This is a genomic window from Streptomyces sp. SCA2-17, assembly GCF_044336695.1.
The window spans coordinates 1,570,792-1,594,171 of sequence record NZ_CP117521.1 but is presented as its reverse complement, the minus strand read 5'-3'; the positions used below and the strand labels follow the sequence as shown (position 1 = coordinate 1,594,171).

The following is a 23,380-nucleotide window of genomic DNA, read 5'->3' as shown; positions in this document are numbered from 1 at the left end:
CGCGCCCGCGCCGGTACGGGGAGCGACACGGGCGCCAGTGCGTCCCGTCACACCCGCCCGCCGAACAACATGTAAGCCCCATATATTGGCCGCGGTCATGACACCATGGTTGAACGAACGACGACCATGGAGCGCCACGCATGACGGATCCCGGCCAGGACACGGCCGAGCAGCAGCAGGAGCAGCAGCCCGCCCGAAGCGCCCGGCCCGCCGACCGGGATCCCGCGGGCCCCGGCATATCCGGGGCCCGTGCCACGGGCCTGATCGTCACCCTCGTCCTCGGCGGCCTGACCGCGCTGCCACCGCTCTCCATGGACATGTACCTCCCGGCCCTCCCGGAGGTCACCGGCGCGCTCCACAGCCCCGCCGCCACCGTCCAGCTCACCCTCACCGCCTGCCTCATGGGCATGGCGCTCGGGCAGCTCGTCGTCGGCCCCATGAGCGACAAGTGGGGACGTCGCCGCCCCCTCCTCGCCGGCATGGTCGTCTACGTCCTGGCCACCGCCGCCTGCGCCCTCGCCCCCACCGCCGGCCTGCTGATCGGCTGCCGCCTCGTCCAAGGGCTCGCCGGCGCCGCCGGCATCGTCATCGCCCGGGCCGTCGTGCGCGACCTCTACGACGGCGTGGCCATGGCCCGCTTCTTCTCCACACTCATGCTGATCTCCGGCGTGGCCCCCGTCGTCGCGCCCCTCATCGGCGGCCAGATCCTGCGCCTGACCGACTGGCGCGGCGTCTTCGTCGTCCTCACCGCGGTCGGCGTGCTGCTCACCCTCGCCGTGTGGCGCTTCCTGCACGAGACGCTGCCGCCGGAGAAGCGCCAGGCCGGCGGCCTCGGCGCGGCCCTGCGCGCCATGGGCGCCCTGCTCGCGGACCGCGTCTTCACCGGCTACATGCTCGCGGGCGGCTTCGCCTTCGCCGCGCTCTTCGCCTACATCTCGGCGTCGCCGTTCGTCATCCAGGACATCTACGGGGCCTCCCCGCAGACCTTCAGCCTCCTCTTCGGTCTCAACTCCGTCGGCCTCGTGCTGGTCGGCCAGATCAACGGCAAGCTGCTCGTCGGCCGCGTGAGCCTCGACAAGGCCCTCGCCGTGGGCCTCACGGTGATCACCCTGGCCGCCGTGGCCCTGCTGCTGATGGCCTCCGGCGCCTTCGGCAAGGCGGGCCTCGCGCCGGTCGCGGGCGGGCTGTTCGTCCTGATGTCCGCGATGGGCCTCGCCATGCCCAACACCAACGCCCAGGCCCTGATGCGCTCCCGCGACGCCGCGGGCTCCGCGTCCGCCCTGCTCGGCACGTCCACGTTCCTGCTGGGCGCGTTGGCCTCCCCGCTCGTGGGCATCGCGGGCGAGGGCACGGCGGTGCCGATGGCGACGGTCCAGCTGGTGTGCGCGCTCGCGGCGGCGGCGTGCTTCCTGGGCCTGTGCCGGCCTTGGCAGCGCTGAAGCCTCCCGGCGGGGTGCGGGGCCCGTGCCGGGCGCATCCCCCGGTCCGGCACCGCCGGTCACGTACGGTGTGGCTTTTCGCCGCCGCGGCGGAAGGACGTGCCGAGGCGCCGGCCTCAGCGCGTCCGTTGCGGCGGCGAGCCCGGTCGTCGTGCGGCCGTGCCGGGTCGGCGGCCCGGCGGATTCTTCCGCCGCAGCGGCGAGTCACCACGACGGCGCAGTCCGGCGGTGCCGGACCGCCGTTTCGCCACGACCTCGCCGGCCGCAGGCCGCCCCGCCCGCATAGACTCCATCAAATGCACGCCCCCCATTTCCCCCGGTCCGGTGAGGAACTGCGCTCCGCGCTCGCCGGTCTCCTCGACGGTCTGCCGCCCCGCCAGGCCGCGCAGGCCGTCGAGCGGCTGATCGCCAGCTACCGGGGGCTGACCCCCACCGACGCCCCCGTACTGCGCGACCGCTCCGACGTGGCCGCGTACGCCGCGTACCGCATGCCGGCGACGTTCGAGGCCGTCCGCTCCGCGCTGGAGGCCTTCCGCGACCGCCTGCCGTCCTTCGTCCCCGCCTCGCACGTCGACGTGGGCGGCGGCACGGGCGCGGCGACGTGGGCCGTGGCGTCCGCCTGGGAGGGCGAGGACCGGGACACGACCGTCCTGGACTGGGCCGCCCCCGCCCTCGCCCTCGGCGCCGAACTCGCCGGGACGGCCTCCGACCCGGCCCTGCGCGCGGCCCGCTGGGAGCGCGGGATCATCGGCGACGGCCTGCGCGTGCCCGACGGCACGGACCTCGTCACCGTCTCGTACGTCCTGAAGGAGCTGACCGACGCCGGCCGCGCCGCGGTCGTCGCCGAGGCCGCCCGCGCCGCGCAGGCCGTCGTGATCGTCGAGCCGGGCACCCCGGACGGCTACCTGCGGATCATCGAGGCGCGCGACCGGCTGATCGCCGCCGGTTTCCGCGTCGTCGCGCCCTGCCCGCACAGCGGGGCGTGCCCCATAGAGCCGGGCAAGGACTGGTGCCACTTCTCGGCCCGCGTGAGCCGCTCCTCGCTGCACCGGCAGGTCAAGGGCGGCTCGCTGGCGTACGAGGACGAGAAGTTCGCGTACGTGGCGGCCGTACGGGGCTCCCTGCCGGAGGCTTCCGGGGAGGTGCCCGCCCGCATCGTGCGCAAGCCGCAGATCCGTAAGGGCCAGGTCCTCCTCGAACTCTGCACGGCCGAGGACGGCCTGACCCGTGAGACGGTGACGAAGCGGCACGGTGACGCGTACAAGGTTGCGCGGGACGCGGGCTGGGGGGACGAGTGGCCTCCGGCTGGGGTTTGAGCTAGCGCTCTGCCCGGCTGGTCGGCTGCGGGTTGTACGTGGCTGGTCGCGCAGTTCCCCGCGCCCCTTGCGGGGCGCGGAACCGTGACGCGGCTGTCTTGCAGGCCGAACCGCGCCCCTACCCCCGCAACTCCTGCGTGCAGCACTTCACGCTGCCGCCGCCCTTCAGGAGTTCGCCGAGGTCCATGCCGATCGGTTCGTAGCCCCGTGCCCGTAGCGGTTCGAAGAGGCCGACCGCCGCCTGCGGCAGCAGGACGTGCCGGCCGTCGCTGACCGCGTTGAGGCCCAGCGCCGCCGCGTCCTCCTCGCTCGCGACGAGGGCGTCGGGGAACAGCCGCCTCAGCACCTCCCGGCTGCCCGCCGAGAACGCGCCGGGGTAGTACATGATCTCGCCGTCGGTGGTGTCGTCGAGGACGCACAGCGCGGTGTCGAGGTGGTAGTAGCGGGGGTCGACGAGGTCGAGGCCGATCACCGGCCGGCCGAAGAACTCCTGTGCCTCGGGGTGGGAGAGCGGGCTGCTGCGGAAGCCGCGCCCGGCGAGCAGCCAGGAGGCGGTGACGGCGAAGTCGCCCTCGCCCTCGTTGATGTGCTCGGGTTCGAGCACGTCGGCGTAGCCCTGCGAGCGGAACCAGGCCGCGTGGACCGCGGCCTCCTCGGCCCGCTCGGGGTGGGCGAAGCGCGCGCCGAGCACCCGTCCGTCCACGACCGTCGCGCCGTTGGCCGCGAAGACCATGTCGGGCAGCCCTCGTCTGGGCTCCAGCTCCTCGACGGTGTGCCCGAGGGCCAGATAGCGGTCCCTGAGGTCCTCCCACTGCGCGAGCGCGAGGGGGATGTCGACCGGCTTGTCCGGATCCATCCAGGGGTTGATGGAGTAGGTGACCCTGAAGTGGGCAGGGGGGCACATCAGATAGCGCCGCTGAGTGGCCGCGCGTGGGGCTGTCCTACGCAAGGAGTGCTCCTCACGGTGGTGTTGGGCACGTACGGGTCGTCGTGCGTGCCCAAATCGTCCACGCTCCACGGGCTTTGGCGCATGAACCGTACGGGTGGTTTACCGCTGGCTCACTCACACTCCGGTGGTTCCGCTTCGTCCTTCCCGCAACTTCCGCAGCAGTTCCCGCTTCTGGGCCGCCGCGTCGGTGCCGCCTCCCGCGCGCCCGGCCCGGCTGCCGCCGCGCAGGGCGCTGCGGGAGAGGTTGCTGCGGGTGCCGCCGACGCCGAGCATGCCGCCCGATCCGCTCCTGCTCATGAGGTTCTCCCTTCGTCCGAGCGAGACGGTGCGTCTCGCTTCCCCCAGAGAGTGCAACGAGACGTATCGTCTTGTCAAGACGATACGTCTCGCTCCATGCCTCGCTAGGATGCCGCCATGACCGACGCCCCGGCCCCCAAGACCCCCGACGCCTCCCGCCGCAGCGAGCGCTCCCGCCGCGCGATCCTCGACGCCGCCCTGGAACTCGTCGGCGAGACCGGCTTCGCGAAGCTCACCATCGAGGCCATCGCCGCCCGCGCCGGCGTCGGCAAGCAGACCATCTACCGCTGGTGGCCCTCCAAGGCGGCCGTCCTCTTCGAGGCCTGCGTGCCCGAGGGCGTCGACCCCGCCGCCATCGAGCTCCCCGATACCGGCGACATCACCGCCGACTTGAAGACCGTGCTGCGGGCCACCGTCGACGACCTCAACAACGAGCGCCTCGACGCCCCCACCCGCGCCCTGACCGCCGAGACCGCCAACAACCCCGAGCTCGGCCGCGCCCTCACCGAGAAGGTCCTCGAACCCCAGCTCCAGGCGTACGTCCGGCGCCTGCGCGCCGCTCAGGAAGCCGGTCAGGTCGACCCGGACGCCGACCTCCGCATCGCCCTGGAACTGCTGGTCGGCCCGCTCTTCCACCGCTGGCAGACCCGTACCCTGCCGCTCACCCACGCCTACGCCGACACCGTCGTCGACCTGGCCCTGCGCGGCATGACCCCGCGGCACCCGTAGCCCGCCGCCCGGACCATCACTCGTCCGGAGGAGGCGCCCGCGGCGGCGCGGAGACCGGCGGCCCCGCCCGCGCGAGCGGCCGGTCTCACACCCCCTGGATACGTCCGACGGTCACACCAGGCGCAGGATGGTGGCAGCATTGACCGGAGACCGCGGTCGAAGTGAGGGGATAGATGGAACGCAAGAGCAGGTTCTCCCAGTGGCTGCGCCGTCCCAGGGGAGCGGGCGGCGGTACGGGCACGGGGGCGGCGGACAGCGCCGCCCGCGAGGAACTGCTCCTGGCCGCGGCGGCCGCAGGCTTCCCGCTGGCCCCGGCCGCCCACCCGTCCGGGTACGGCTGTTCCTGCGAGCGCATCGGCTGTCCCACCCCGGGCCGGCACCCGGTCTCCTTCGCCTGGCAGACGCTCGCCACCACCGACGCCGAGAAGGTCACGGCGTGGCTGCGCAGCCAGCCGGAGGCCAATTTCGTCACCGCCACCGGCATCGCCCACGACGTCCTCGACGTCCCCGTGGAGGCCGGCCGGCAGGCCCTGGCACGGCTGGACAAGGCCGGCGTCGAGACGGGCCCCGTCGCCACCGTCGCCCCCGACCGCATGCTCTTCTTCACCGCCACCCGCGGCACCCCGGACGACGAGGACGAGTGGTGGCCCTGCGAGCTCGACTGCCATCCCGAGACGATGGACGAGCATCCGGGCCTGCGCTGGCACTGCCGCGGCAGCTACGTGCTCCTGCCGCCCTCACGCCTGCCGGATGACGACGCCGGCGTCGCCTGGCTCCAGGGCCCCGAGCGGCCCTTGCCGGATCCGCTGACGCTCCTGGAGACCCTCACCGACGCCTGCGCCCAGTACGCGGGGGACCGCCCGGACCACGAGGCGGCCTGGCCCATCGGCCGCTGAGCAGCCCGTACGACCCATCGGCCGCCGAGCCGCCGCTATTCCCCCTGCGCCGCCGTCATCGTGTCGATCCGGTTGAGGAAGACGATCTGCCCGCCGTCCGCCTGGCGCGGCGGCACCTGGACCGCCGCCTCCGAGACCCGCGTGTACGTCACCGAGCGCTTGAGGGCGCCCTTCAGCAGCGCCTTCGTCCGCGGGTCGGTGACCGCGGGCCGCAGCCCCTCGGCCATGGTCCGCTTCTCCCGGTGGTGCGCGGTGAAGAACACCAGCGCCCCGCCGCCCTCGGTGCGCAGCGCCGGGGCGGGGAAGGCGGGGGCCTGCTCGGGGGTGTCGATGAACTCCGTCCAGAACGTGGCCGTACGGCGCACCTTGTCGCGCTCTTCCCGCAGCCCCGTCGTGCGCGGCCCGGGCGCGAAGGACCTGCCCTCGCCGGTGCGCAGGAAGCCGGTGTAGGCGGCGCTCACCTTGGCGGGGTCGGCCATCAGGCCGTGGTCCTTGCCCTTGGCCGCGGGGACGGCCTCCGCGTAACCGTCCTTGTCCGTCACGAACTTCGGGACCTTGCCCGGGTTCACGAGCGACAGGTAGGCGGCCTTCCACGGCTCCTTCACGCCGTACCGCGTGAAGACCACGAGCCAGCGGTTGCCGTCGCGGTTGCTGCGCGTGTCAGCGAGGAAGAACTTCGGCCAGCCGGCCTGCTTCGGCACGGTGAACCGGGCGTCATCCAGGACGAGGGCGGGGTACTTCGGGTTGCCGCCGGGCGTCTGCGCGCTCTGCGCCGCCAGGTCGGACTTGCCTATCTCGGCCAGGGCACCGGTCTCGACCCGGGCGATGACGCCCGGGTCGAGCTTGCGGTAACCCTCGTTGTAGCCGTCGGTGAAGGCCTTGAGGACCTTGGCGGCCTCAGCCTTGCCCACCGACGGGACGATCTCCCGTTCGCCGTGCACCGTCATGCACCCGGTCGCCGTCAGCAGCAGCAGCGCCGCCGCCGTCGCGGCCGTCCGCACCGTCGTTCGCGTCGTGCGCGGTCTGCCGGCCCGCCGTCGTCTCATCGGGCTTCGACTCCTTGGTGGCTGCTCGGTTCGGCGCCACCCTACCGGGGGCGAAGAACACCAGGAGGGTGGGGACCAGATACAGCGCCCACACCGCCACCTGCAGCCAGGTCGGGTCCGGCTGGAAGTTGAAGACACCCTTGAGCAGCGTGCCGTACCAGCTGTCGGCCGGGATCTGCTCGCTGATGTCGAAGGCCTTGCTGCCCAGGCCGGGCAGGACGTCGGCCTCCTGGAGGTCGTGGAAGCCGTAGGCGAGCACGCCCGCCGCGACCACGATCAGCATGGCGCCGGTCCACGTGAAGAACTTCGCCAGGTTGATCTTCAGGGCGCCGCGGTAGAACAGCCAGCCCAGCACGACGGCGGTCAGCAGCCCCAGCAGCGCGCCGACCAGGGGCCGGACGCCGTCGTCGGTGGCCTGCACGGCCGTCCAGATGAACAGCGCGGTCTCCAGGCCCTCGCGGCCCACGGCCAGGAAGGCGGTGACGACGAGCGCGGTGGTGCCCATCGCGAGCGCGGCGTCCAGCTTGCCGTGCAGCTCCTTCTTCAGGTGCCGCGCGGTGCGCCGCATCCAGAAGACCATCCACGTCACCAGGCCGACGGCGATGACCGACAGCGAGCCGCCGAGCATCTCCTGGGCCTCGAAGGTCATGGTCTGCGAGCCGTACTGGAGCAGCGCGCCGAAGCCCATGCTCAGCAGCACGGCCACGGCGATGCCGGCCCACACCGGGCGCAGGGCGTCGCGGCGCTTCGTCTTGACGAGGTAGGCGACGAGGATGCACACGACCAGGCTGGCCTCCAGGCCCTCGCGCAGGCCGATCAGGTAGTTGCCGAACACGCGGCATCTCCTCTCAAGAAGGACAGAAGGTCAGAAGGGCGGAAGGACAGGTGGGCTGAAGGGCAGGCGGGTCACGCGAACAGGGCCTTGCCCCACCAGTCGCCCTTGTCACGGACGCCCGGCGGCACGGCGAAGATCGCCGAACCCACGTGCTGGATGTACTCGTTGAGGGCGTCGTTGCGCGCCAGGTTCATCTGGAGCGGCACGAAGCCGTCGCGGACGTCCTTCTGGTACGCGATGAAGAACAGCCCGGCGTCCAGCCGGCCCAGCCCGTCGGTGCCGTCCGTGAAGGAGTAGCCGCGGCGCAGGATCGTCACCCCGTTGTTGCTGTCGGGGTGGGCGAGGCGCACGTGCGCGTCGGGCTTCATGGCCTTCAGCAGCGGCTCGTCGCGCTCGCGCTGCTTGCCGGCGGGCGCGCCCTCGGCCTTGTCGCGGCCGAAGACGTCCTCCTGCTCGGCGAGCGAGGTGCGGTCCCAGGTCTCGATGTGCATCCGGATGCGGCGCGCGACCAGGTACGAGCCGCCGACCATCCAGTCCGGGCCGTCCTTCTCGCCGACCCAGACGTGCTTGCCGAGGCGGTCGGTCTCGGTGCCGGCGATGTTCCGGGTGCCGTCCTTGAAGCCCATCATGTTGCGCGGCGTCTGGGCGTCCGGCGTCGTCGAGGACGTCTTGCCGAAGCCGAGCTGCGACCAGCGGATGGCGACCTTGCCCATGCCGATGCGGGCCAGGTTGCGGATCGCGTGCACCGCGACCTGCGGGTCGTCGGCGCAGGCCTGGACGCACAGGTCGCCGCCGCTGCGGGCCGCGTCGAGGTTGTCGCCGGGGAAGGCCGGCAGGTCGATCAGGGCCTTGGGGCGGCGGTCCTTGAGTCCGAAGCGGTCCTTGCCGTCCTTCTCGAACAGGCCCGGGCCGACGCCGAAGGTGAGGGTCAGCCGGGACGGCTTGAGGCCGAGGGCCTCGCCGGTGTCGTCCGGCGGCAGCTCGTCGTTGTCCTGGACGGCGCCCTCGCCCACCTCGTGGCCCGCGGTCATCCGCGCGGCGGCGGCCGTCCACTCCTGGAGCATCTTCACCAGGGCGGCGCGGTCGGTCGTCGTCACGTCGAAGGCGGCGAAGTGCAGCCGGTCCTGGACCGGGGTGGCGATGCCGGCCTGGTGCTCGCCGAGGAAGGGCACCGCGTCGCCGGCGGAGGCGGCCGGGGCGGTGTCCTCGCCGAGGCGCAGCGCGGTGGCGGTGCCGCCCGCGGCCGCGGCGCCGAGCGCGAGGCCGGCGCCGCCCCAGCCGAGGACGGAGCGGCGGGAGGGCTTGGCGGAGGGGGAGGCGGTGGCGGTGGCCTGCGCGGCCTCCGGGGCCTCCGCGGTGCCGGTGTTGCCCGTGTTGCTGCTGCTGTCGGTGTTGTCCGTCATCAGAGGTCCCCCGTTACTTCGCGACGGCGCCGGCGAGCTTGGACAGGGGCTCCGCGAGGGCGTTCACGGCGTCGGACAGCTTCTTGCGGTCGTCCTTGCCGACGCTGTCGTACGCCTTGAAGGAGTCGCCGTCGCGGTACTCGCCGAGCAGCTTCTTCAGGTCGGCGAACTGCTTGTCGAGCTCCGTGGCGAGTGCGGCGTCGCTCTTGGCGGCGACGGGCTTCAGCAGCTCGTAGGACTTCTCGGCGCCCTCGACGTTGGCCTGGAAGTCGACGAGGTCGGTGTGGCTGTAGCGCTCCTCCTCGCCGGTGACCTTGCCGGTCGCCACCTCGTCGAGCAGCTCCTTGGCGCCGTTGGCCATGCTGGTCGGGGTGATCTCGGCGGTGCCGACGCGCTTCTGCCAGTCCTTGAGGTCCGTCATCAGCTGGTCGGCCAGCTTCTTGTCGTCCTCGTCGATCTTCTTCTCGTCCCAGAGCGACTTCTCCAGCTTGTGCCAGCCGGTCCACTTCTGGTCCTTCTCCAGGCCGTCCTCGCGGACGTCGACCTTCGGGTCGATGTCACCGAAGGACTCCGCGACCGGCTCGGTGCGCTCCCAGCCGATGCGGGAGACCGCGTAGAGCTTCTTCGCCTCGTCGACGTCGCCGGCCTTGACCGCGTCGGCGAACTTCTGCGCCGCCGGGATCGTCTCGTCGGCCTGCTCCTGGGCGTACTTGCGGTACGCGGCGACCGCCTTGTCCAGCTCCGGGTTCGCCTTCTCCGCCTTGCCGCCGCCGGTCACCGTGATCTTCTGGCGGATGCCGTCGCCCTTCATGCCGGGCTTGCAGGCGATTTCGTAGTCGCCCGACTTCTTGATCGTCGCGGTGATCTCGGCCTTGGTCTTCGGGCCGATGTTCTCCCGCTCCGTCACGATCCGGTCGCCCGCGGCGTAGACGTAGACCTCGGTGACCTTCGAGCCGGCGTTCTCGATGTTGATCTTTATGTGCCCGGCCGGGAACGAGGTCTTGGAGACCTCGCACTTGTCGTCGGAGGCGGTGACCTTGATCGCGTCCGCGTCCTTGCTGTCCGACTTCTCGGCGCAGCCGGACACGGCGGTCAGGGCCGCGGCCGCGGCGACGGCGGCTATGGCGGAGGAGCGGAAGGCGCGCATAGGGGCTCCAGGCGTGCTCGGAGAGGACGGAAAGGACGTTCGCGCCATAAACGGCATGGCCAAAAAGCGGCTGTCCGAATAAGGCCGCCCTAACTTATCTGAGGCTTGCCTACCCTGTTCCCGGAAGGGTGCGTGATTCTGCTCTCACGAGGCAAAATTTCGTCCAGCGCGCAACGGGATCACCAATGGTTCACCGGTGCGCGGATGATCAATTACCTCCACCGGCTGCAAATAGACACGAGTGAGCAACTCCGCTTCCAGTACGCGGGCCGGCGGGCCCTCCGCCGCGACCCGGCCCCCGTGCAGCACCGCCACGCGGTCCGCGTAGGCGGCGGCGAGCCCGAGGTCGTGCAGGACGACCACGACCGCCGCCCCGGCCGCCGCCCGCTCGCGGCAGATCCGCAGCACCAGTTCCTGGTGGCGCAGGTCCAGCGCGGCGGTCGGCTCGTCGAGCAGCAGGAGCGGGGTGCGCTGCGCGAGGACGCGCGCCAGCGCGACCCTCGCCCGCTCGCCGCCGGAGAGCGCGGCGAACGGGCGGGAGGCGAATCCGGTCACCTCCGCGGCGGCCATCGCCTCCCGCACGGCCGCGTCGTCCTCGCCCTCGGCGGGCGTCCCGGCCCAGGGCGCGCGGCCCATCCGGACGACCTCCTCCACCGGGAACGGGAACGACAGCTCGGCCGACTGCGGCAGGACGGCCCGGCGCAGGGCGAGTTCGGCGGCCGACCAGGAGGCCGCGGGCCCGCCGTCGATCCGGACCTCGCCGGACGCGGCGGGCAGGTCGTGCGCGAGCGCGGCCAGCAGCGTGGACTTTCCGGCGCCGTTGGGGCCGACGAGCGCGAGGACCTCGCCCGCGGCGACGCCCAGGTCGACGCCGTCGAGGACGGTACGGCCGCCGAGCCGCACGGCGAGGGAGCGCGCCTCGGCGAGCACGGTGCCGGCGGGGGAGGGGAGGGGGAGCCGGCGGCGCCGGCGACCGCGGAACGGCAGGGGCCTCATGCCCAGCCTCCCTGCTTCCGCCGGGTCCGTCGCAGCAGCCAGAAGAAGAACGGGCTGCCGAAGAGGGCCGTCAGGACGCCCAGTGGCAGCTCCGCCGGCTGGGCGGCCGTGCGGGCCGCGAGGTCCGCCGCGACGAGGACCAGCGCCCCGCCCAGCGCACTGCCCGGCACCAGGAACCGGTGACCGGGGCCCGCGGCCATCCGCAGCAGGTGCGGCACCAGCAGACCCACGAACGTGATGACCCCCGCCACGGCCACCGCCGCCGCCGTCAGCAGCGCCACCACCAGCACCGTCACCAGCCGCAGCCGCTCCACGTCCACGCCCAGGTGGCGGGCCGGCCGCTCGCCGAGCGCGAGGAGGTCCAGCTTCCGCCCGTACAGCGGCGCGACGGCCAGCCCCACGAGGGCGCACGGCAGCACGGCGAGCACCTTCGGCCAGGTCGCCTGCGCGAGCGAACCGAGCTGCCAGAACGTGATCTGGGTGACCTGGGCGTTGTCGGCGAGGAAGACGCCGAGCCCGACGAGCGCGCCGCCGAACGCGTTCACCGCGATGCCGGTGAGGATGAGCGTGACCACTTCCGTACGGCCGCCCGCGCGCGAGAGCGAGTACACGAGCAGGACCGTCACGAGCCCGGCGGCGAACGCGCAGACGGTGACGGTCCAGTTGCCGAGGAAGGTCAGCCCCAGGGAGATCGCGGCGACCGCGCCGACCGCCGAGCCCATCGAGATGCCGATGACGCCGGGCTCGGCGAGCGGATTGCCGAACACGCCCTGCATCAGCGCGCCCGCGCAGCCGAGCGACGCCCCCACGAGCAGGGCCAGGGCGACGCGCGGCAGCCGTACGTTCCACAGCACGCTCTCGGGGACCCGGTCCAGCCCGGCCCCGCCGAGCCCCGCCCGGTGCAGCAGCGAGCCGACGACGTCGCCGAGCGGGATCTCGTACGCGCCGAGCCCGGCGGAGAGCAGGCACGCCAGCAGCAGCGCCGCGGCCAGGCCGGCGGTGAGGAGGGCGGTGGTGCGGCGGCGCCCGCCGCGCGGCGGCGGCTCGCCCCCGGGCCCGGCGGAAGCGGGTACGGGGGAGGGGCCCGTGGTCTTCAGGAGGCTCACGTCACTTCCCGCCGTTCCCGCCGTGGATCTGCTCGACGAGGGAGGCGAGGACGGTGTCCGTGCGCGGGCCGAAGTTCAGCAGGACGCCGTCGTCCACGGAGGCGACGCGGCGGTCCAGGCCGGCCGGCGTCTGCCCGACGCCGGGGGTCTTCACCAGGCCGTCCACGCCGCCGACGGACGCGAGACCCTTGCTCATGACGAGGATGACGTCCGGCGCGGCCTTGGCGAGGGCCTCGCTCGTCAGCGGCGTGAAGTCCTTCTTCAGCCCGGACTCCTTGCCCGCGTCCACCCCGCCCGCGGCCTCGATGAGCGAGTCCGCGCCGGACCCGGCCCCGCCGAGGAGGTAGACGGAGGCCGTGCCGCGCAGGTAGAGGAAGGCGACGCGGGGCTTCTTGCCGCCGCCGTGCGGGACGGCCGCCGCGGCCTTGTCCAGCCGCTGCTCCGTACGGCGGTTGAGCTCCTCGCCGGCCGCGGGGACGCCGAGGGCGGCGGCCACCTTGCCGATGCGGGGCCCGACGTCGGCCAGCTTGCGGGCCGGGTCGAGGACGACGAGGGGGACCCCGGCGGCGCGGATCTGCTCGACGGCCTCCGCGGGCCCCGTCGTGGTCTCGGCCAGCACGAGCGTGGGCTTGAGCGAGAGGACGCTCTCGGCCGAGACGTCGTGGGCGCGGGTGACCACAGGGAGCTTGGCCGCCTGCTCGAAGGTGGCGGTGACGTCACGGGCGACGACCCGGTCGCCGAGGCCGAGGGTGAAGACGATCTCGGACAGCGCCCCGGTGAGCGGCACGATCCGGTCCGTGCTGCGCACGGTCACGTCGTGGCCGTCCACCGACCGTACGGTGGCGGGCAGTTGCGCCTTGGGCGCGGTGGGGAGTGGCTCGATGCGGTCGGCCGCCGGCGCCTCGGACGCCGCCGTGGGCGCCCCTGAGCTGCTCGAACCGCCCGAGGAGCCGCAGCCGGTGAGGGCCAGAGCGAGCAAAGTGAGCCAAGTGAGCAGTGCGGCGCGTATGCCGGTGCGGCGTGGGGTAACTATCGCGGTGCCCGCCGACTGCCGTTGAAGCACGGTTCTGTCTGCCTTTCGCTCCGGCCGGGGGTTTCCGACCTGATGGAACGTAGCTTAGGTTAGCCTTACCTAAGTTGCTACAGCGCGATGCCGGCGTTTGTGCGCGCCGCCTGGTGCGCTGTCGGCTGTCCCGCCCGAAGGCCGAAAGGGGCTTCCCGATGCCGCCGCCGTCCAGACCTGCCCGTGCCCCCGTCGCCGCTGTGCTGGCGGCGGTGCTGGCGGGGTTGGTGCCGGGGTTGGTGCTGAGCGGGGTCGCGCACGCGGACGGCGCGGTACGGGCGGTCTCCGGCGGGCGGCTGGACTGGGGCATCAAATCCTCCTTCCAGAGCTACGTCACCGGGCCCATCGCCCAGGGGCGCTCGGACCTTCAGGGCGGCGCCACCACGATCGGCGGCAGCAGCTTCCGCTTCCACTCCGCCAAGGGCAGTTACGACGCGAGCAGCGGAGCGTTCGAGGCCGGTTTCTCGGGCGGCGTGCACTTCACGGGCCACAAGAAGCCCGACGGCTCCTACGAACTCGACCTCACCATCAGCCGCCCGGCCGTCCGCATCGCGGGCGCGAGCGGCACGCTCTACGCCGACATGGTCAGCAAGGCCAAGGGCTCGGGCGAGGTCACCCGGGCCTCGCACGTGCCGCTGGCCGCGCTCGACCTGACGGGTGTGAACATGCGCGGCGCGGGGTCGGCCGTCTCCCTGGCCAACGTCCCGGCGACCCTCACCGACCAGGGCGCGAAGGCCTTCGCGGGCTATTACGCGGCCGGTACGGCGCTGGATCCGGTTGCGCTGTCGGCGGACGTGGTGGCCGGGGCGGGGACGGGGGCGTCGCCGGCCGAGCCCGGCCCGTCGGGCAGCCCTGAGAAAAAGGACGCCCCCAAGGGCGAGTTCACCGGCGCGGCCGTCGACTGGGGCGTGCGCCGCACCTTCCGCGAGTACGTCACCGGGTCCGTCGCCCAGGGCTCCTGGAAGCTCAGCGACGGCGCCCAGGACGGCGGCGCGCTCTTCCGCTTCCCCGCGGGCAAGGGCACGTACGACGAGGGCGCGCGCACCCTCGACGGCGCGTTCACGGGCGCGGTCCGCTTCACCGGCAACCATCTTGACCTGGCCCTGAGCGGGGTCAGGGTGAGGGCCGAGGGCGGCAAGGGGACGCTCTCGGCGGACGTCGCCGGCGGCGGGGGCGAGCCCCTGCGTTCCGTTCCGCTCGTCACCTTCGACGCGTCCGGCCTGAAGGAGAAGGACGGCCTCGCCACCGTCACCGAGGCCCCGGCCGAGCTCACCGCCGACGGTGCGAAGGCGTTCGGCGGCATGTACCAGGAGGGCGCGGAGATGGACCCCGTCTCCCTCGCCGTCCCGCTGGGAGCGGAGGCGAAGCTTCCGCCGCTGCCGGACCTGGGCAGGGCGGGGGCGCCTGCCGCGGGCGATCCGACGGCGGGTCAAAAGGCTGATTCCGGCCGTAAGGTGACCGTGAAAAGTGCAACCGATGCCTCATCCTCCTCGTCCTTCCCGGTGCTTCCGGTAGTCGCGGGTGCGGCGGGGGTCGCCGTGGTGGCTGCGGCCGCCGTCGTCGTCCTGCGCCGCCGCCGGTCGTCCACCGGCTGACCCACCACCTCCCGCGCCGGCCGCGGCGCGCCCTTCTTCTCTTGCCTCAGCTAAGGAGACAACCGACGATGAACGTCACCTCACGCCGACGGGGGGCGCTCGTGGCCGTGGCCACGGCGACCGTGCTCGGGATCACCGGGCTCGCCTTGCCGGCGTATGCGGACGGCGCACCGCCGAAGACCGACGGGACGCCGTCGAAGCTGTTCGAGCTGAAGGACGCCACCCTGGAGTGGGGCGTGAAGGAATCGTTCCGCCAGTACGTCGTGGACGGCTTCGCCGACGGCAAGATCAAGGTGGCAGGCGCCGCCAAGCAGGCTTCCGGCAACGGCGCCTTCACTTTCGGCGAGGGCGCGGGCACGTATGACCTGGACACCCATGCGGTGACCACCACGTTCAAGGGCAGCGTGCGGTTCCTGGGCCACGCTGACGACGACGGCAAGTGGGAGCTCAACCTCAAGCTCGACGATCTGCGGCTCAAGACCGACGCGAAGAGCAACGGCAAGACGGGCACCGTCACCGCTGACATCACGAGCCAGGACGGGCCGGTTCAGCAGGACGTCGAGATTGCGACACTCGACCTGGCCGGCGTGAAGGCGAGTGCCGGTGCCGGCGGTGCGATGACCTTCCCGAAGATACCGGCGAAGCTGACGGAAGCCGGCATGAAGGCGTTCTCGTACAAGGGGAAGCCGTTCTACAAGGTGGACACGCCGCTGGACCCGGTCACCCTGACGGCCAAGCAGGGCAGCGAGGTGAAGGAAACGCCGGGGGGCGGCGACCCGAAGACGGATCCCAAGACTGATCCGAAGACGGACCCTAAGGCTGATCCGAAGGCGGATCCCAAGACGGACCCCAAGACGGACCCTAAGACGGATCCCAAGGCGGACCCGAAGTCCGGCGAGAAGTCTGCCAAGGGCGAGCTGTACGACGGCAACCTCGACTGGGGCCTGCGGAAGTCCTTCCGGGACTACATCACCGACGGTTTCGGCAAGGGGAAGATCGAGGTCACCAGCCCCGCGACGAAGACCGGCGCTGGATTCCGCTTCCCCAAGGGCGAGGGCAAGTTCGACGAAGGCGCCTCCACACTGAAGGCGGCCTTCGCGGGCCAGGTCCGCTTCACCGGCCACAACGGCGACCTGGACCTCACGTTCAGCAAGTTCGCGCTGGAGGTCTCCGGCAAGTCCGGCAAGCTCTCCGCGGAGGTCCTCTCCAAGGAGGCCGGTTCGACGCCCAAGACCGTGCAACTCGCCGACCTGGCCGTCCCTGACGGTGCGCTCAAGGCCAAGGACGGCGTGGTGAACCTCCAGGGCGTCGGCGCGAAGCTGACCGAAGCGGGCGCCGCGGTGTTCTCGCACGACAAGAAGCAGTTCTACAAGCCGGGTGCCGACCTCGACCCGGTGACCGTCGCCGTCGCCACCGAGGCGAACGCCAAGCTCCCCGAGCCCCCGGCCGGGAGCGGAACCGGCGGTGCCGGGACCACCGGTAGCACCGGGACCACCGGTACCGCCACAAGCACCGGCACCGCCGGCACCACCGGCGGCGGAGCCGCGACCACCGGTGGTACCGGGACCGGAACCGACACCACCACCCCCCTCGCCAGCACCGGTGCCACCACCCCCACCGGCCCCCTCCTCGGCGCCGCAGGCGCCCTCGTGCTGGCCGGTGGCGGGGCCGTGTACGCCACGCGCCGCCGCGGCCGCGGGCCCGCGCAGGGCTGAGCCGAGCCCCCCACAGACCGGCGTCCCCTGCCTCCACCGGCCCCGGCAGGGGGCGCCGCCGCACCGGCCGCAACCGTGACCGAACTGCCGTTCAACCGCGCCCGGTTGCGGTGTAGCCTCGTGGCCCCGGCAGTCACATGAGGCACGGAAGGGGCAGTGAGCGCACCGTGAAGGCAACGCTGACGGTCAGCACCCCGGGCACCGCTCCCGGCACGGGCCCCGGCGCCGTGAACGACCTCCGCCGCTGGCTGCAACGCCATCCGGAGCTGCGGGCGCACATCCGGCAGGAGCCCGCCCCCGAGCCCGCCCCCGGCACCATGGGCGCGGCGTCCGAGACCCTCACCCTCCTCCTCGCCCCCGGCGGGGCGACGGCCGCCCTGTCCGCCGCCGTCGTCGCCTGGCTGCAGAGCCGCCGCGGCAACCAGACCGTCACGATCACCCTGCCCGACGGCACGCAGGTCACCGTCGCCTCCGAGAAGGTGCGCGACCTGAACGCCCGGGACAGCGGCGAGCTGGCCCAGCGCCTGGCCGAGGCTCTCCGGCGAGGCGAGCTGCCTCCGGCGGACGGGTCCTGACCTCCGTGGACGAGGGGCCCGGAAGAGACCTGACCGGCCCCGACTGCCACGCCCTCGTGGTCGGTACGGGCCGGCACCCCGCCGGCGCCCGCCTCGCCGGCCTGCCGAGCGCCGCCCGCTCCGCCACCGCCCTCGCCGAAGCGCTGCGCTCGGCGTGCGGCATGGCGGACGACCGCGGCGACCGCGTCACCCTGATCACCGACCCGGCCGGCCCGTCGGACGTCCTGGCCGCCATGGAGGCCGTCACCGCCCGCGCGGAAGGCGGCGTCGTCCTCTTCTGTTTCGTCGGCCACGGCCTCCTCGGCCCGGCCGAGCAGCTGTATCTCGCCACCTCGGCCTGCACGTCGGCGCACAGCACCGCCCACGCCGTCCCGTACGCCGAGATCAGGAACCTGCTGAGCTCCTCCTCCGCCCGCCCCGTGGTGGTCCTGGACTGCTGCTTCTCCGGGCTCGCGGAGGCCGTCCAGCAGGGCCCGCGCCGCGACCCGTACGTCTCGGCCCGCCCCGACGGCAGTTTCCTCCTCGCCTCCGCCACGCACTACGCCGCCGCCTTCGCCCCCGAGGGCGAGGAGCACACGCTGTTCAGCGGCGAACTCCTGCGCCTGCTGCGCGAGGGCGACGCGGGCGGCCCGAAGTGGTTCACGCTCGCCGACCTCTACCGCTCCCTCGACCGCCGCCTCCAGGGCGCGCCCGCCCGGCCGCACTCCGGCAGCGTCGGCCGGATCGGCGACCTCGTCCTCGCCCGCAACTCCCGCTCCGCGCCCGCCGCCGGGCCCGGCCCGGAGCCGCCGCAGTCCGACGGCCCGTGCCCGTACCCCGGGATGCGCCCTTTCCAGGCCGAACAGCGCCACCTGTTCTTCGGCCGCGAGAAGCTCACCCGGGCCCTGCTCGACCGCGTGACCGCCGTCGAACCCGGCGGCCCCGTCGTCCTCGTGGGTCCCTCCGGCGTCGGCAAGTCCTCGCTCCTGCGGGCCGGGCTCGGCGCCGCCCTGGACGGTACGGGGCCGGGCCCCGCGCTGCTCGTGCCCGCGCCCGGCGCCCGCCCCTTCCACACGCTCACCGAGGCCTGGGCCGAGGCCACGGGCCGCCCGTTCGGCGAGGTCGAACGGGACCTGGGCGCCGGGCGGTTCGGCGGGCCGGCGGACGGCGGACGCCCGCCCGGCGTCCTCGTCGTCGACCAGCTCGAAGAGATCTTCACGCACTGCGAGGACACGGAGGAGCGCGAGCTGTTCATCCGGGCCCTCACCGGCGCGGAGGGCGCGCCCGCCCCCCGCATCGTCCTCGGCCTGCGCGCCGACTACTTCGGCCACTGCCTGCGCGACCCCCGGCTCTCCCGGCTCGTCCAGGACGGGCAGTTCACCGTCCCGCCGATGACCGACGGCGAACTGCGCGAGGCCGTCGAACGGCCGGCCGCGTACGCCGGGCTGAGTCTGGAGGACGGCCTGGCCGGCCACCTGCTGCGGGAACTGAAGGACGAGCACGCCGGCCCCGGCGAGGCCATCGCCCTGCCGTTCCTCGCCCACGCCCTCCAGGAGACCTGGGCCCGCCGCCACGGCGACCGGCTGACCTTCGCCGGCTACCAGGCCACCGGAGGCATCCGCGCCTCCGTCGGCAACACCGCCGAACGCATCCACGACGCCCTCGACGCCGACGGCCGGCGCGCCTTACGGGAACTCCTGCTGCGCATGGTGCGGCTGGTGGACGGCGACGGCAAGGCCGTACGGCGCCGGGTCCGCACCGGCGAACTCGGCGGCCACGCGGCGCTGCTCGGCCGCCTCGCCGACGCCCGCCTCGCCGTCGTCGACGACGGCGTGGCCCAGCTCTGCCACGACTCCCTGCTCCACGGCTGGCCCCGGCTCCGCGACTGGATCAACGCCGACCTCGACGGGCTGCTGGTGCGCCGCAGGCTGGACGACGCCGCCGACGCCTGGGCCGAGGCGGGCCGCCCCTCCAGCGGCCTGTACGCGGGCAAGCACCTGGCGGCGGCCCGCTCCCTGACGGCCGGCGGTGACGGGCTCGGGCGGCAGCTGCCGCTGCGCCCGGTGGAGCAGGACTTCCTCGCGGCGAGCTGGCGCGCCCAGCGGCGGCGCAGGACCGCCCAGCGCGCCGGGCTCGCGATCGTCGTCGTCCTCGCGGTCCTCGCGTCCACGCTCGCGGTCCTGGCGCGGGGTGCGCAGCACCGGGCGGAGGACCGCGAGTCGGTGCTGCTCTCCCGGCAACTGGCCGCCAAGGCCGACGCCCTGCGCGACCGCGACCCCCTGACGGCGTTCCGGCTGAGTCTCGCCTCCTACCGCCTGGCGAAGACCCCCGAGAGCCGGTCGAGCTTGTACGCGGTGCAGATGTCCCGGGTGCCCGTGGACCTCAAGGGGACGAGCGAGCCCGTGCTGCACGTGGCGTACAGCGGGGACGGCAAGGTGCTGGTGACGAGCCGGCGCGGCGGCCGCGTGCAGCTGTGGGACGTGAGCCGCCCGACGGCCCCGCGCAAGGCCGCCGCCCTGGACCTCGGCTCCACGGCCGCCGTCGCCTTCCACCCCCGTACGCGCCTGCTGACCGCCCAGACGCCCGGCGGGTTCGCGGTGTGGGACGTCACCGACCCGCAGCGCCCGCGCCGCCTCGCCGCGCGCGGGGCACCCGGCGGGGCCGCGTCCTCGCTCGTCTTCAGCCCGGACGGCAGGACGGTGGCGGCGGGCCTGGAGAAGGGCCGGCTCCTGCTCTGGGACCTCGCCGACCCCGCCCGGCCAGAGCTGCGTACGGACCGGACGGTCGCCGAACAGGACGTGGTGTCCGTCGCGTTCAACCGGGACGGGCGGCTGCTGGCCGTGAGCAGCGGCACCCTGGGTGCGGACGACGGGTCCGGCGCGACAGGTGCGATCGGGCTGTGGGACGTACGGGATCCGGCCCGGCCCGCCCTGAAGGACACGGCGACAACCGGGACGGCGACGAGGGTCGCGTTCCACCCGCGGCGCGATCTGCTCGCGGGGGCGAGCCGGAAGAGCGACTTGTCCGGGTGGGCGGTCGAGGGAGGCGAGCGGCTGAAGTCCCTCGCGCCGGCCAAGTCCTATCCGTACTGGAAGTTCGACGACCTGCCCGCCCTCGGCTTCAGCAAGGACGGCGCCCTCCTGGCGGGGGCGGGCAACCGGACCTCCGGAAACGCGGATCCCAGCACGTTGTTCCTGCGGCGCGTCGGGGACGCCGACTCCGCGCTCTTCGACACCCTCGCGGAGGGGAGCCCCCTGCCGGTGAGCGCGCCCGCCCGGACCGTCGCCTGGGACCCCGGAGGCGCCTACCTCGCCGCGGGAGGGGACGACGGCACGGTACGGCTGTGGCCGCAGCACCCGCTCGCCCCGGCGGCCCTCGGCTCGCTGCCCTCCGCCGACCTGGGGACCAGCCCCATCAGCCCCGACGGCACCCTCATGATCACGGAGGAGCGGACCAGGGGATCGGAGGAGGCGGCGAGCCGGGTGTGGGACGTCAGCCGGTGGACGGCGCCGCGGCTGAAGTTCACGCTCCCGCAGGGCTGGGAGGCCCGGAACTTCCTGCCCGGCACGTCCCTCTTCCTGGCCCACAAGTGGACGAGGAGCACCAACGAGCACGTCTTCCGCCTGTGGGACATGAGCGGGCCCGCCGCCCCGGTCCAGGGCGGCGACATCACCCTCACCGCCCCGGACGTGAACGTCGGCTTCAGCCCCGACGGCCGGCTGCTGGCCCTCGGGCGGACGTTCGACCACCGCATCGAGCTGTGGGACGTGAGCAGGCCGCGCACGCCCGTCCGGCGGTCGGTGTTCGAGGGCAGCACGAAGGACTTCACGGCGAGCATCTGGTTCCTGACCGACCGGGTCATCGAGACCCCGGAGGAGAAGGGAAAGGTGCAGCTCTGGGACGTCTCCGACCCCGGCCGCCCCCGGCGGGCGGGGGCCGTCACGGGCATGAAGCCCGACGGGAGGATCGGCTTCGGAAACCCCGGCTCCCGGCCCCTCCTGCTGACGGAGATGCCCGGTCAGAAGTGGGCGATATGGGACCTGTCCGACCCCGACAGGCCGCGGCCGGGCGGCTCCCTTCCGCTCGGCGTGAACGGCTATCAGACGATCGGCGGTGACATGCTGGCGGCCGTCGACCGGAACAACACCCTTCAGTTCTGGGACGTGAAGGACTTCCGGAACCCCCGCAAGACGCGCACCATGCCCCTGGAGCCCGGCGAGAACCAAGCCGAGATCGAGAGGGGCTTCGGCCGCGGCCGGGCCCTGACGGGCAAGAAGCCGTACCGGATCTGGGACGTCGGGCCCGGCGGGGACTGGCGCACGCCCTCCTTCGCCGTGCTGCCGCCGGCGATCAGCGTCCGCCTCTTCCCGGACCGGCGGCCCCTCATCGCGATCTCGACCGGGAAGAGCAGCTACGACGCGGGCACGCTGACGCTCCTCCTGCACCCCGACACCGACCGGCTCTACGCGGACCTGTGCCGGACCTCCCCGGCGAGCGTGCCCGAGGAGGAGTGGAAGAACCTCTTCTCCGACGTGGCCTACCAGCGCTCCTGCTGAGCGCTCCGGTCAGGCGCTCAGCGGGAACTCCCGCCCCAGCTCCTGGAAGACCGCCGTGTTCAGCGCGAAGGCGCGCTTGCACTCGTCCACCACGCGCTGCTTCTCCAGGTCGTCCACCGGCAGGGCGTCCAGCAGCTCGCGGTACTCGCGCTTGAAGGCGGCCGGGTTGGCTATGGCCTCGAAGACGTAGAACCGCACGCCGTCGCCCTTGCGGGCGAAGCCCCACGTCTTCTCGGCGGTGCCGCGGATGATCTGGCCGCCGGAGAGGTCGCCCAGATAGCGCGTGTAGTGGTGGGCGACGTAGCCCGCGGGCCAGTCGCGCGCGCACTCCTCGATCCGGGCCGCGTACCGCGCCGTCGCGGGCAGGGGCGTGAGACCGCCGCGCCAGTCCGGGCCGCCGAGGTGCGCCAGATCGCGCTCCAGCTCCGCGGTGCGGGCCAGGGCGGGGAGGAGGAAGGGCCCGGCCACGGGGTCCTCCGCGAGGGCCGCGGAGGCCGACTCCAGGGCGCGGTAGACGAACCAGAGCTGCTCGGTGTAGCGGCGGTAGGCGTCGACGCCGAGGCGGCCGCCGAGCATGTCGCTCATGAACGTGGAGTTCTCCGCCTCCGTGTGCTGCTCGTGCGAGGCGTTGCGGATCAGCGTGGAGAACGGCGTGCTGGCGGCGGTGCTGGCGGACACGTCCAAGGCGGACCTCCGGGATGGCCGAGGGGACGGGCGTGGCGACGGGAAGCCATCCTGCTACTTAGGCTTACCTAAGTCAATGACTTCCCGACGGTCCGTCGGTAAAACGTTAGCGCCCGGACGCCCGCCCCGCAGGGCCTACGGAAGAGTGAGGACCTCCGCGCCCGTGTCCGTCACCACCAGCGTGTGCTCGAACTGCGCCGTCCGCTTCCGGTCCTTCGTGACGACCGTCCAGCCGTCCTCCCACATGTCGTACTCGTACGTCCCGAGCGTCAGCATCGGCTCGATCGTGAACGTCATGCCGGGCTGGATCAGGGTGTCGTGGTGCGGGCTGTCGTAGTGCGGGACGATCAGGCCGGAGTGGAAGGACGAATTGATGCCGTGACCCGTGAAGTCGCGGACGACGCCGTAGCCGAAGCGCTTGGCGTACGACTCGATGACCCGGCCGATGATGTTGATCCGGCGGCCCGGCTTGACCGCCTTGATCGCGCGGTTCAGCGCCTCCTGCGTCCGCTCGACCAGCAGGCGCGACTCCTCGTCCACGTCACCGCACAGGTAAGTGGCGTTGTTGTCGCCGTGCACGCCGCCGATGTACGCCGTGACGTCCAGGTTCACGATGTCGCCGTCGCGCATGACGGTCGAGTCGGGGATGCCGTGGCAGATGACCTCGTTGATCGACGCGCACAGCGACTTCGGGAAACCGCGGTAGCCGAGCGTGGAGGGGTAGGCGCCGTGGTCGCACATGTACTCGTGCGCGACGCGGTCCAGCTCGTCCGTCGTCACGCCCGGGGCGATCAGCTTGGCCGCCTCCTCCATCGCCCGCGCGGCGATGCGCCCCGCGACGCGCATCCGCTCGATCGTCTCCGCGTCCTGGACCTCCGGGCCGGAGTACGGGGTGGGCGCCGCCTTCCCGACGTACTCGGGCCGCGCGATGGAGGCGGGGACGGGGCGGGTGGGGGACAGGGTCCCCGGCGTGAGAAGCGACTGGCCAGACATGTCAGCGAGTGTAGCCAGGGCCCATCGGGGAGCATGTGGGCGAGAGAACGGATGTGAGGGA

19 protein-coding genes are annotated in these 23,380 nt (G+C 73.0%); 8 read left to right on the top strand and 11 right to left on the bottom strand.

The annotated features are described in order from the left end of the window. The first annotated feature begins 140 nt into the window (after positions 1 to 140). Both PS271_RS07085 and PS271_RS07080 read left to right on the top strand, forming a co-directional pair. Positions 141 to 1,439 carry a multidrug effflux MFS transporter gene (locus PS271_RS07085; protein ID WP_398381070.1) on the top strand — a complete coding sequence of 433 codons (1,299 nt, stop codon included), beginning with the start codon at positions 141 to 143 and terminating at the stop codon, positions 1,437 to 1,439. A 296-nt stretch (positions 1,440 to 1,735) separates the two neighbouring features. Next, positions 1,736 to 2,755, top strand: a complete 1,020-nt coding sequence (locus PS271_RS07080) for a small ribosomal subunit Rsm22 family protein (protein WP_398381068.1) — start codon at positions 1,736 to 1,738, stop codon at positions 2,753 to 2,755. A gap of 118 nt (positions 2,756 to 2,873) precedes the next feature. Here PS271_RS07080 and ddaH read toward each other — a convergent pair whose 3' ends face one another. Then, on the bottom strand, positions 2,874 to 3,704 hold the full coding sequence (ddaH, locus tag PS271_RS07075; protein ID WP_398381066.1) for a dimethylargininase: 831 nt from the start codon (positions 3,702 to 3,704) through the stop codon (positions 2,874 to 2,876). Between the two features lie 114 nt (positions 3,705 to 3,818). Next, complete coding sequence (locus tag PS271_RS07070) at positions 3,819 to 4,001, bottom strand: DUF6243 family protein (RefSeq protein ID WP_398381064.1); 183 nt, start codon at positions 3,999 to 4,001, stop codon at positions 3,819 to 3,821. Positions 4,002 to 4,118: 117 nt separating this feature from the next. On the opposite strand from PS271_RS07070, the gene PS271_RS07065 reads away from it, so the two are divergent. Together PS271_RS07065 and PS271_RS07060 are read left to right on the top strand one after the other, a co-directional pair. After that, positions 4,119 to 4,730 (top strand): TetR/AcrR family transcriptional regulator, encoded by a 612-nt coding sequence (locus PS271_RS07065; protein WP_398381062.1) that lies wholly within the window; start codon positions 4,119 to 4,121, stop codon positions 4,728 to 4,730. A gap of 173 nt (positions 4,731 to 4,903) precedes the next feature. Beyond that, positions 4,904 to 5,626, top strand: coding sequence for a bifunctional DNA primase/polymerase (locus PS271_RS07060; protein WP_398381060.1), 723 nt, complete (start codon positions 4,904 to 4,906; stop codon positions 5,624 to 5,626). Positions 5,627 to 5,661: 35 nt separating this feature from the next. Here the strand turns inward: PS271_RS07060 and PS271_RS07055 are convergent, their stop codons facing one another. The 7 genes from PS271_RS07055 to PS271_RS07025 form a co-directional block, all read right to left on the bottom strand. Beyond that, entirely contained in the window at positions 5,662 to 6,627 is a 966-nt protein-coding gene (locus PS271_RS07055; protein WP_495656772.1) for an SCO2278 family lipoprotein, read from the bottom strand. Beyond that, positions 6,524 to 7,507 carry an iron uptake transporter permease EfeU gene (gene efeU / locus PS271_RS07050; RefSeq protein WP_398381058.1) on the bottom strand — a complete coding sequence of 328 codons (984 nt, stop codon included), beginning with the start codon at positions 7,505 to 7,507 and terminating at the stop codon, positions 6,524 to 6,526. Before efeU ends, PS271_RS07055 begins: the two co-directional genes overlap by 104 nt. 71 nt (positions 7,508 to 7,578) lie before the next feature. Further along, positions 7,579 to 8,910 (bottom strand): iron uptake transporter deferrochelatase/peroxidase subunit, encoded by a 1,332-nt coding sequence (gene efeB / locus PS271_RS07045; RefSeq protein WP_398381056.1) that lies wholly within the window; start codon positions 8,908 to 8,910, stop codon positions 7,579 to 7,581. Between the two features lie 13 nt (positions 8,911 to 8,923). After that, entirely contained in the window at positions 8,924 to 10,057 is a 1,134-nt protein-coding gene (gene efeO, locus PS271_RS07040; RefSeq protein ID WP_398381054.1) for an iron uptake system protein EfeO, read from the bottom strand. A gap of 144 nt (positions 10,058 to 10,201) precedes the next feature. Further along, positions 10,202 to 11,053, bottom strand: a complete 852-nt coding sequence (locus PS271_RS07035) for a heme ABC transporter ATP-binding protein (protein WP_398381052.1) — start codon at positions 11,051 to 11,053, stop codon at positions 10,202 to 10,204. Beyond that, on the bottom strand, positions 11,050 to 12,150 hold the full coding sequence (locus PS271_RS07030) for a FecCD family ABC transporter permease (protein WP_398386716.1): 1,101 nt from the start codon (positions 12,148 to 12,150) through the stop codon (positions 11,050 to 11,052). Before PS271_RS07030 ends, PS271_RS07035 begins: the two co-directional genes overlap by 4 nt. Before the next feature lie 10 nt (positions 12,151 to 12,160). Beyond that, positions 12,161 to 13,222, bottom strand: coding sequence for an ABC transporter substrate-binding protein (locus PS271_RS07025; protein ID WP_398381050.1), 1,062 nt, complete (start codon positions 13,220 to 13,222; stop codon positions 12,161 to 12,163). Positions 13,223 to 13,380: 158 nt separating this feature from the next. Here PS271_RS07025 and PS271_RS07020 point away from each other — a divergent pair, with 158 nt between their 5' ends. The 4 genes from PS271_RS07020 to PS271_RS06995 all read left to right on the top strand — a co-directional run bounded on the left by PS271_RS07020 (position 13,381) and on the right by PS271_RS06995 (position 21,642). Beyond that, positions 13,381 to 14,817: an HtaA domain-containing protein gene (locus PS271_RS07020; RefSeq protein WP_398381048.1), complete on the top strand. Its 1,437-nt coding sequence runs from the start codon at positions 13,381 to 13,383 to the stop codon at positions 14,815 to 14,817. Between the two features lie 68 nt (positions 14,818 to 14,885). Next, positions 14,886 to 16,532 (top strand): HtaA domain-containing protein, encoded by a 1,647-nt coding sequence (locus PS271_RS31355; RefSeq protein WP_495656749.1) that lies wholly within the window; start codon positions 14,886 to 14,888, stop codon positions 16,530 to 16,532. Between the two features lie 167 nt (positions 16,533 to 16,699). Then, positions 16,700 to 17,107: an effector-associated constant component EACC1 gene (locus PS271_RS07000; RefSeq protein WP_398381046.1), complete on the top strand. Its 408-nt coding sequence runs from the start codon at positions 16,700 to 16,702 to the stop codon at positions 17,105 to 17,107. Between the two features lie 5 nt (positions 17,108 to 17,112). Beyond that, the gene (locus PS271_RS06995; RefSeq protein ID WP_398381044.1) at positions 17,113 to 21,642 is read left to right on the top strand and encodes a caspase, EACC1-associated type; all 4,530 of its coding nucleotides are present in this window, start codon (positions 17,113 to 17,115) and stop codon (positions 21,640 to 21,642) included. 9 nt (positions 21,643 to 21,651) lie between these two features. On the opposite strand, the gene PS271_RS06990 is transcribed toward PS271_RS06995, so the two are convergent. Both PS271_RS06990 and map read right to left on the bottom strand, forming a co-directional pair. Next, a complete protein-coding gene (locus PS271_RS06990) occupies positions 21,652 to 22,326 on the bottom strand; it encodes a biliverdin-producing heme oxygenase (protein ID WP_398381042.1) in 675 nt (224 codons plus the stop codon). A 135-nt stretch (positions 22,327 to 22,461) separates the two neighbouring features. Further along, the gene (gene map, locus PS271_RS06985) at positions 22,462 to 23,319 is read right to left on the bottom strand and encodes a type I methionyl aminopeptidase (protein WP_120754365.1); all 858 of its coding nucleotides are present in this window, start codon (positions 23,317 to 23,319) and stop codon (positions 22,462 to 22,464) included. Positions 23,320 to 23,380 lie beyond the last annotated feature (61 nt).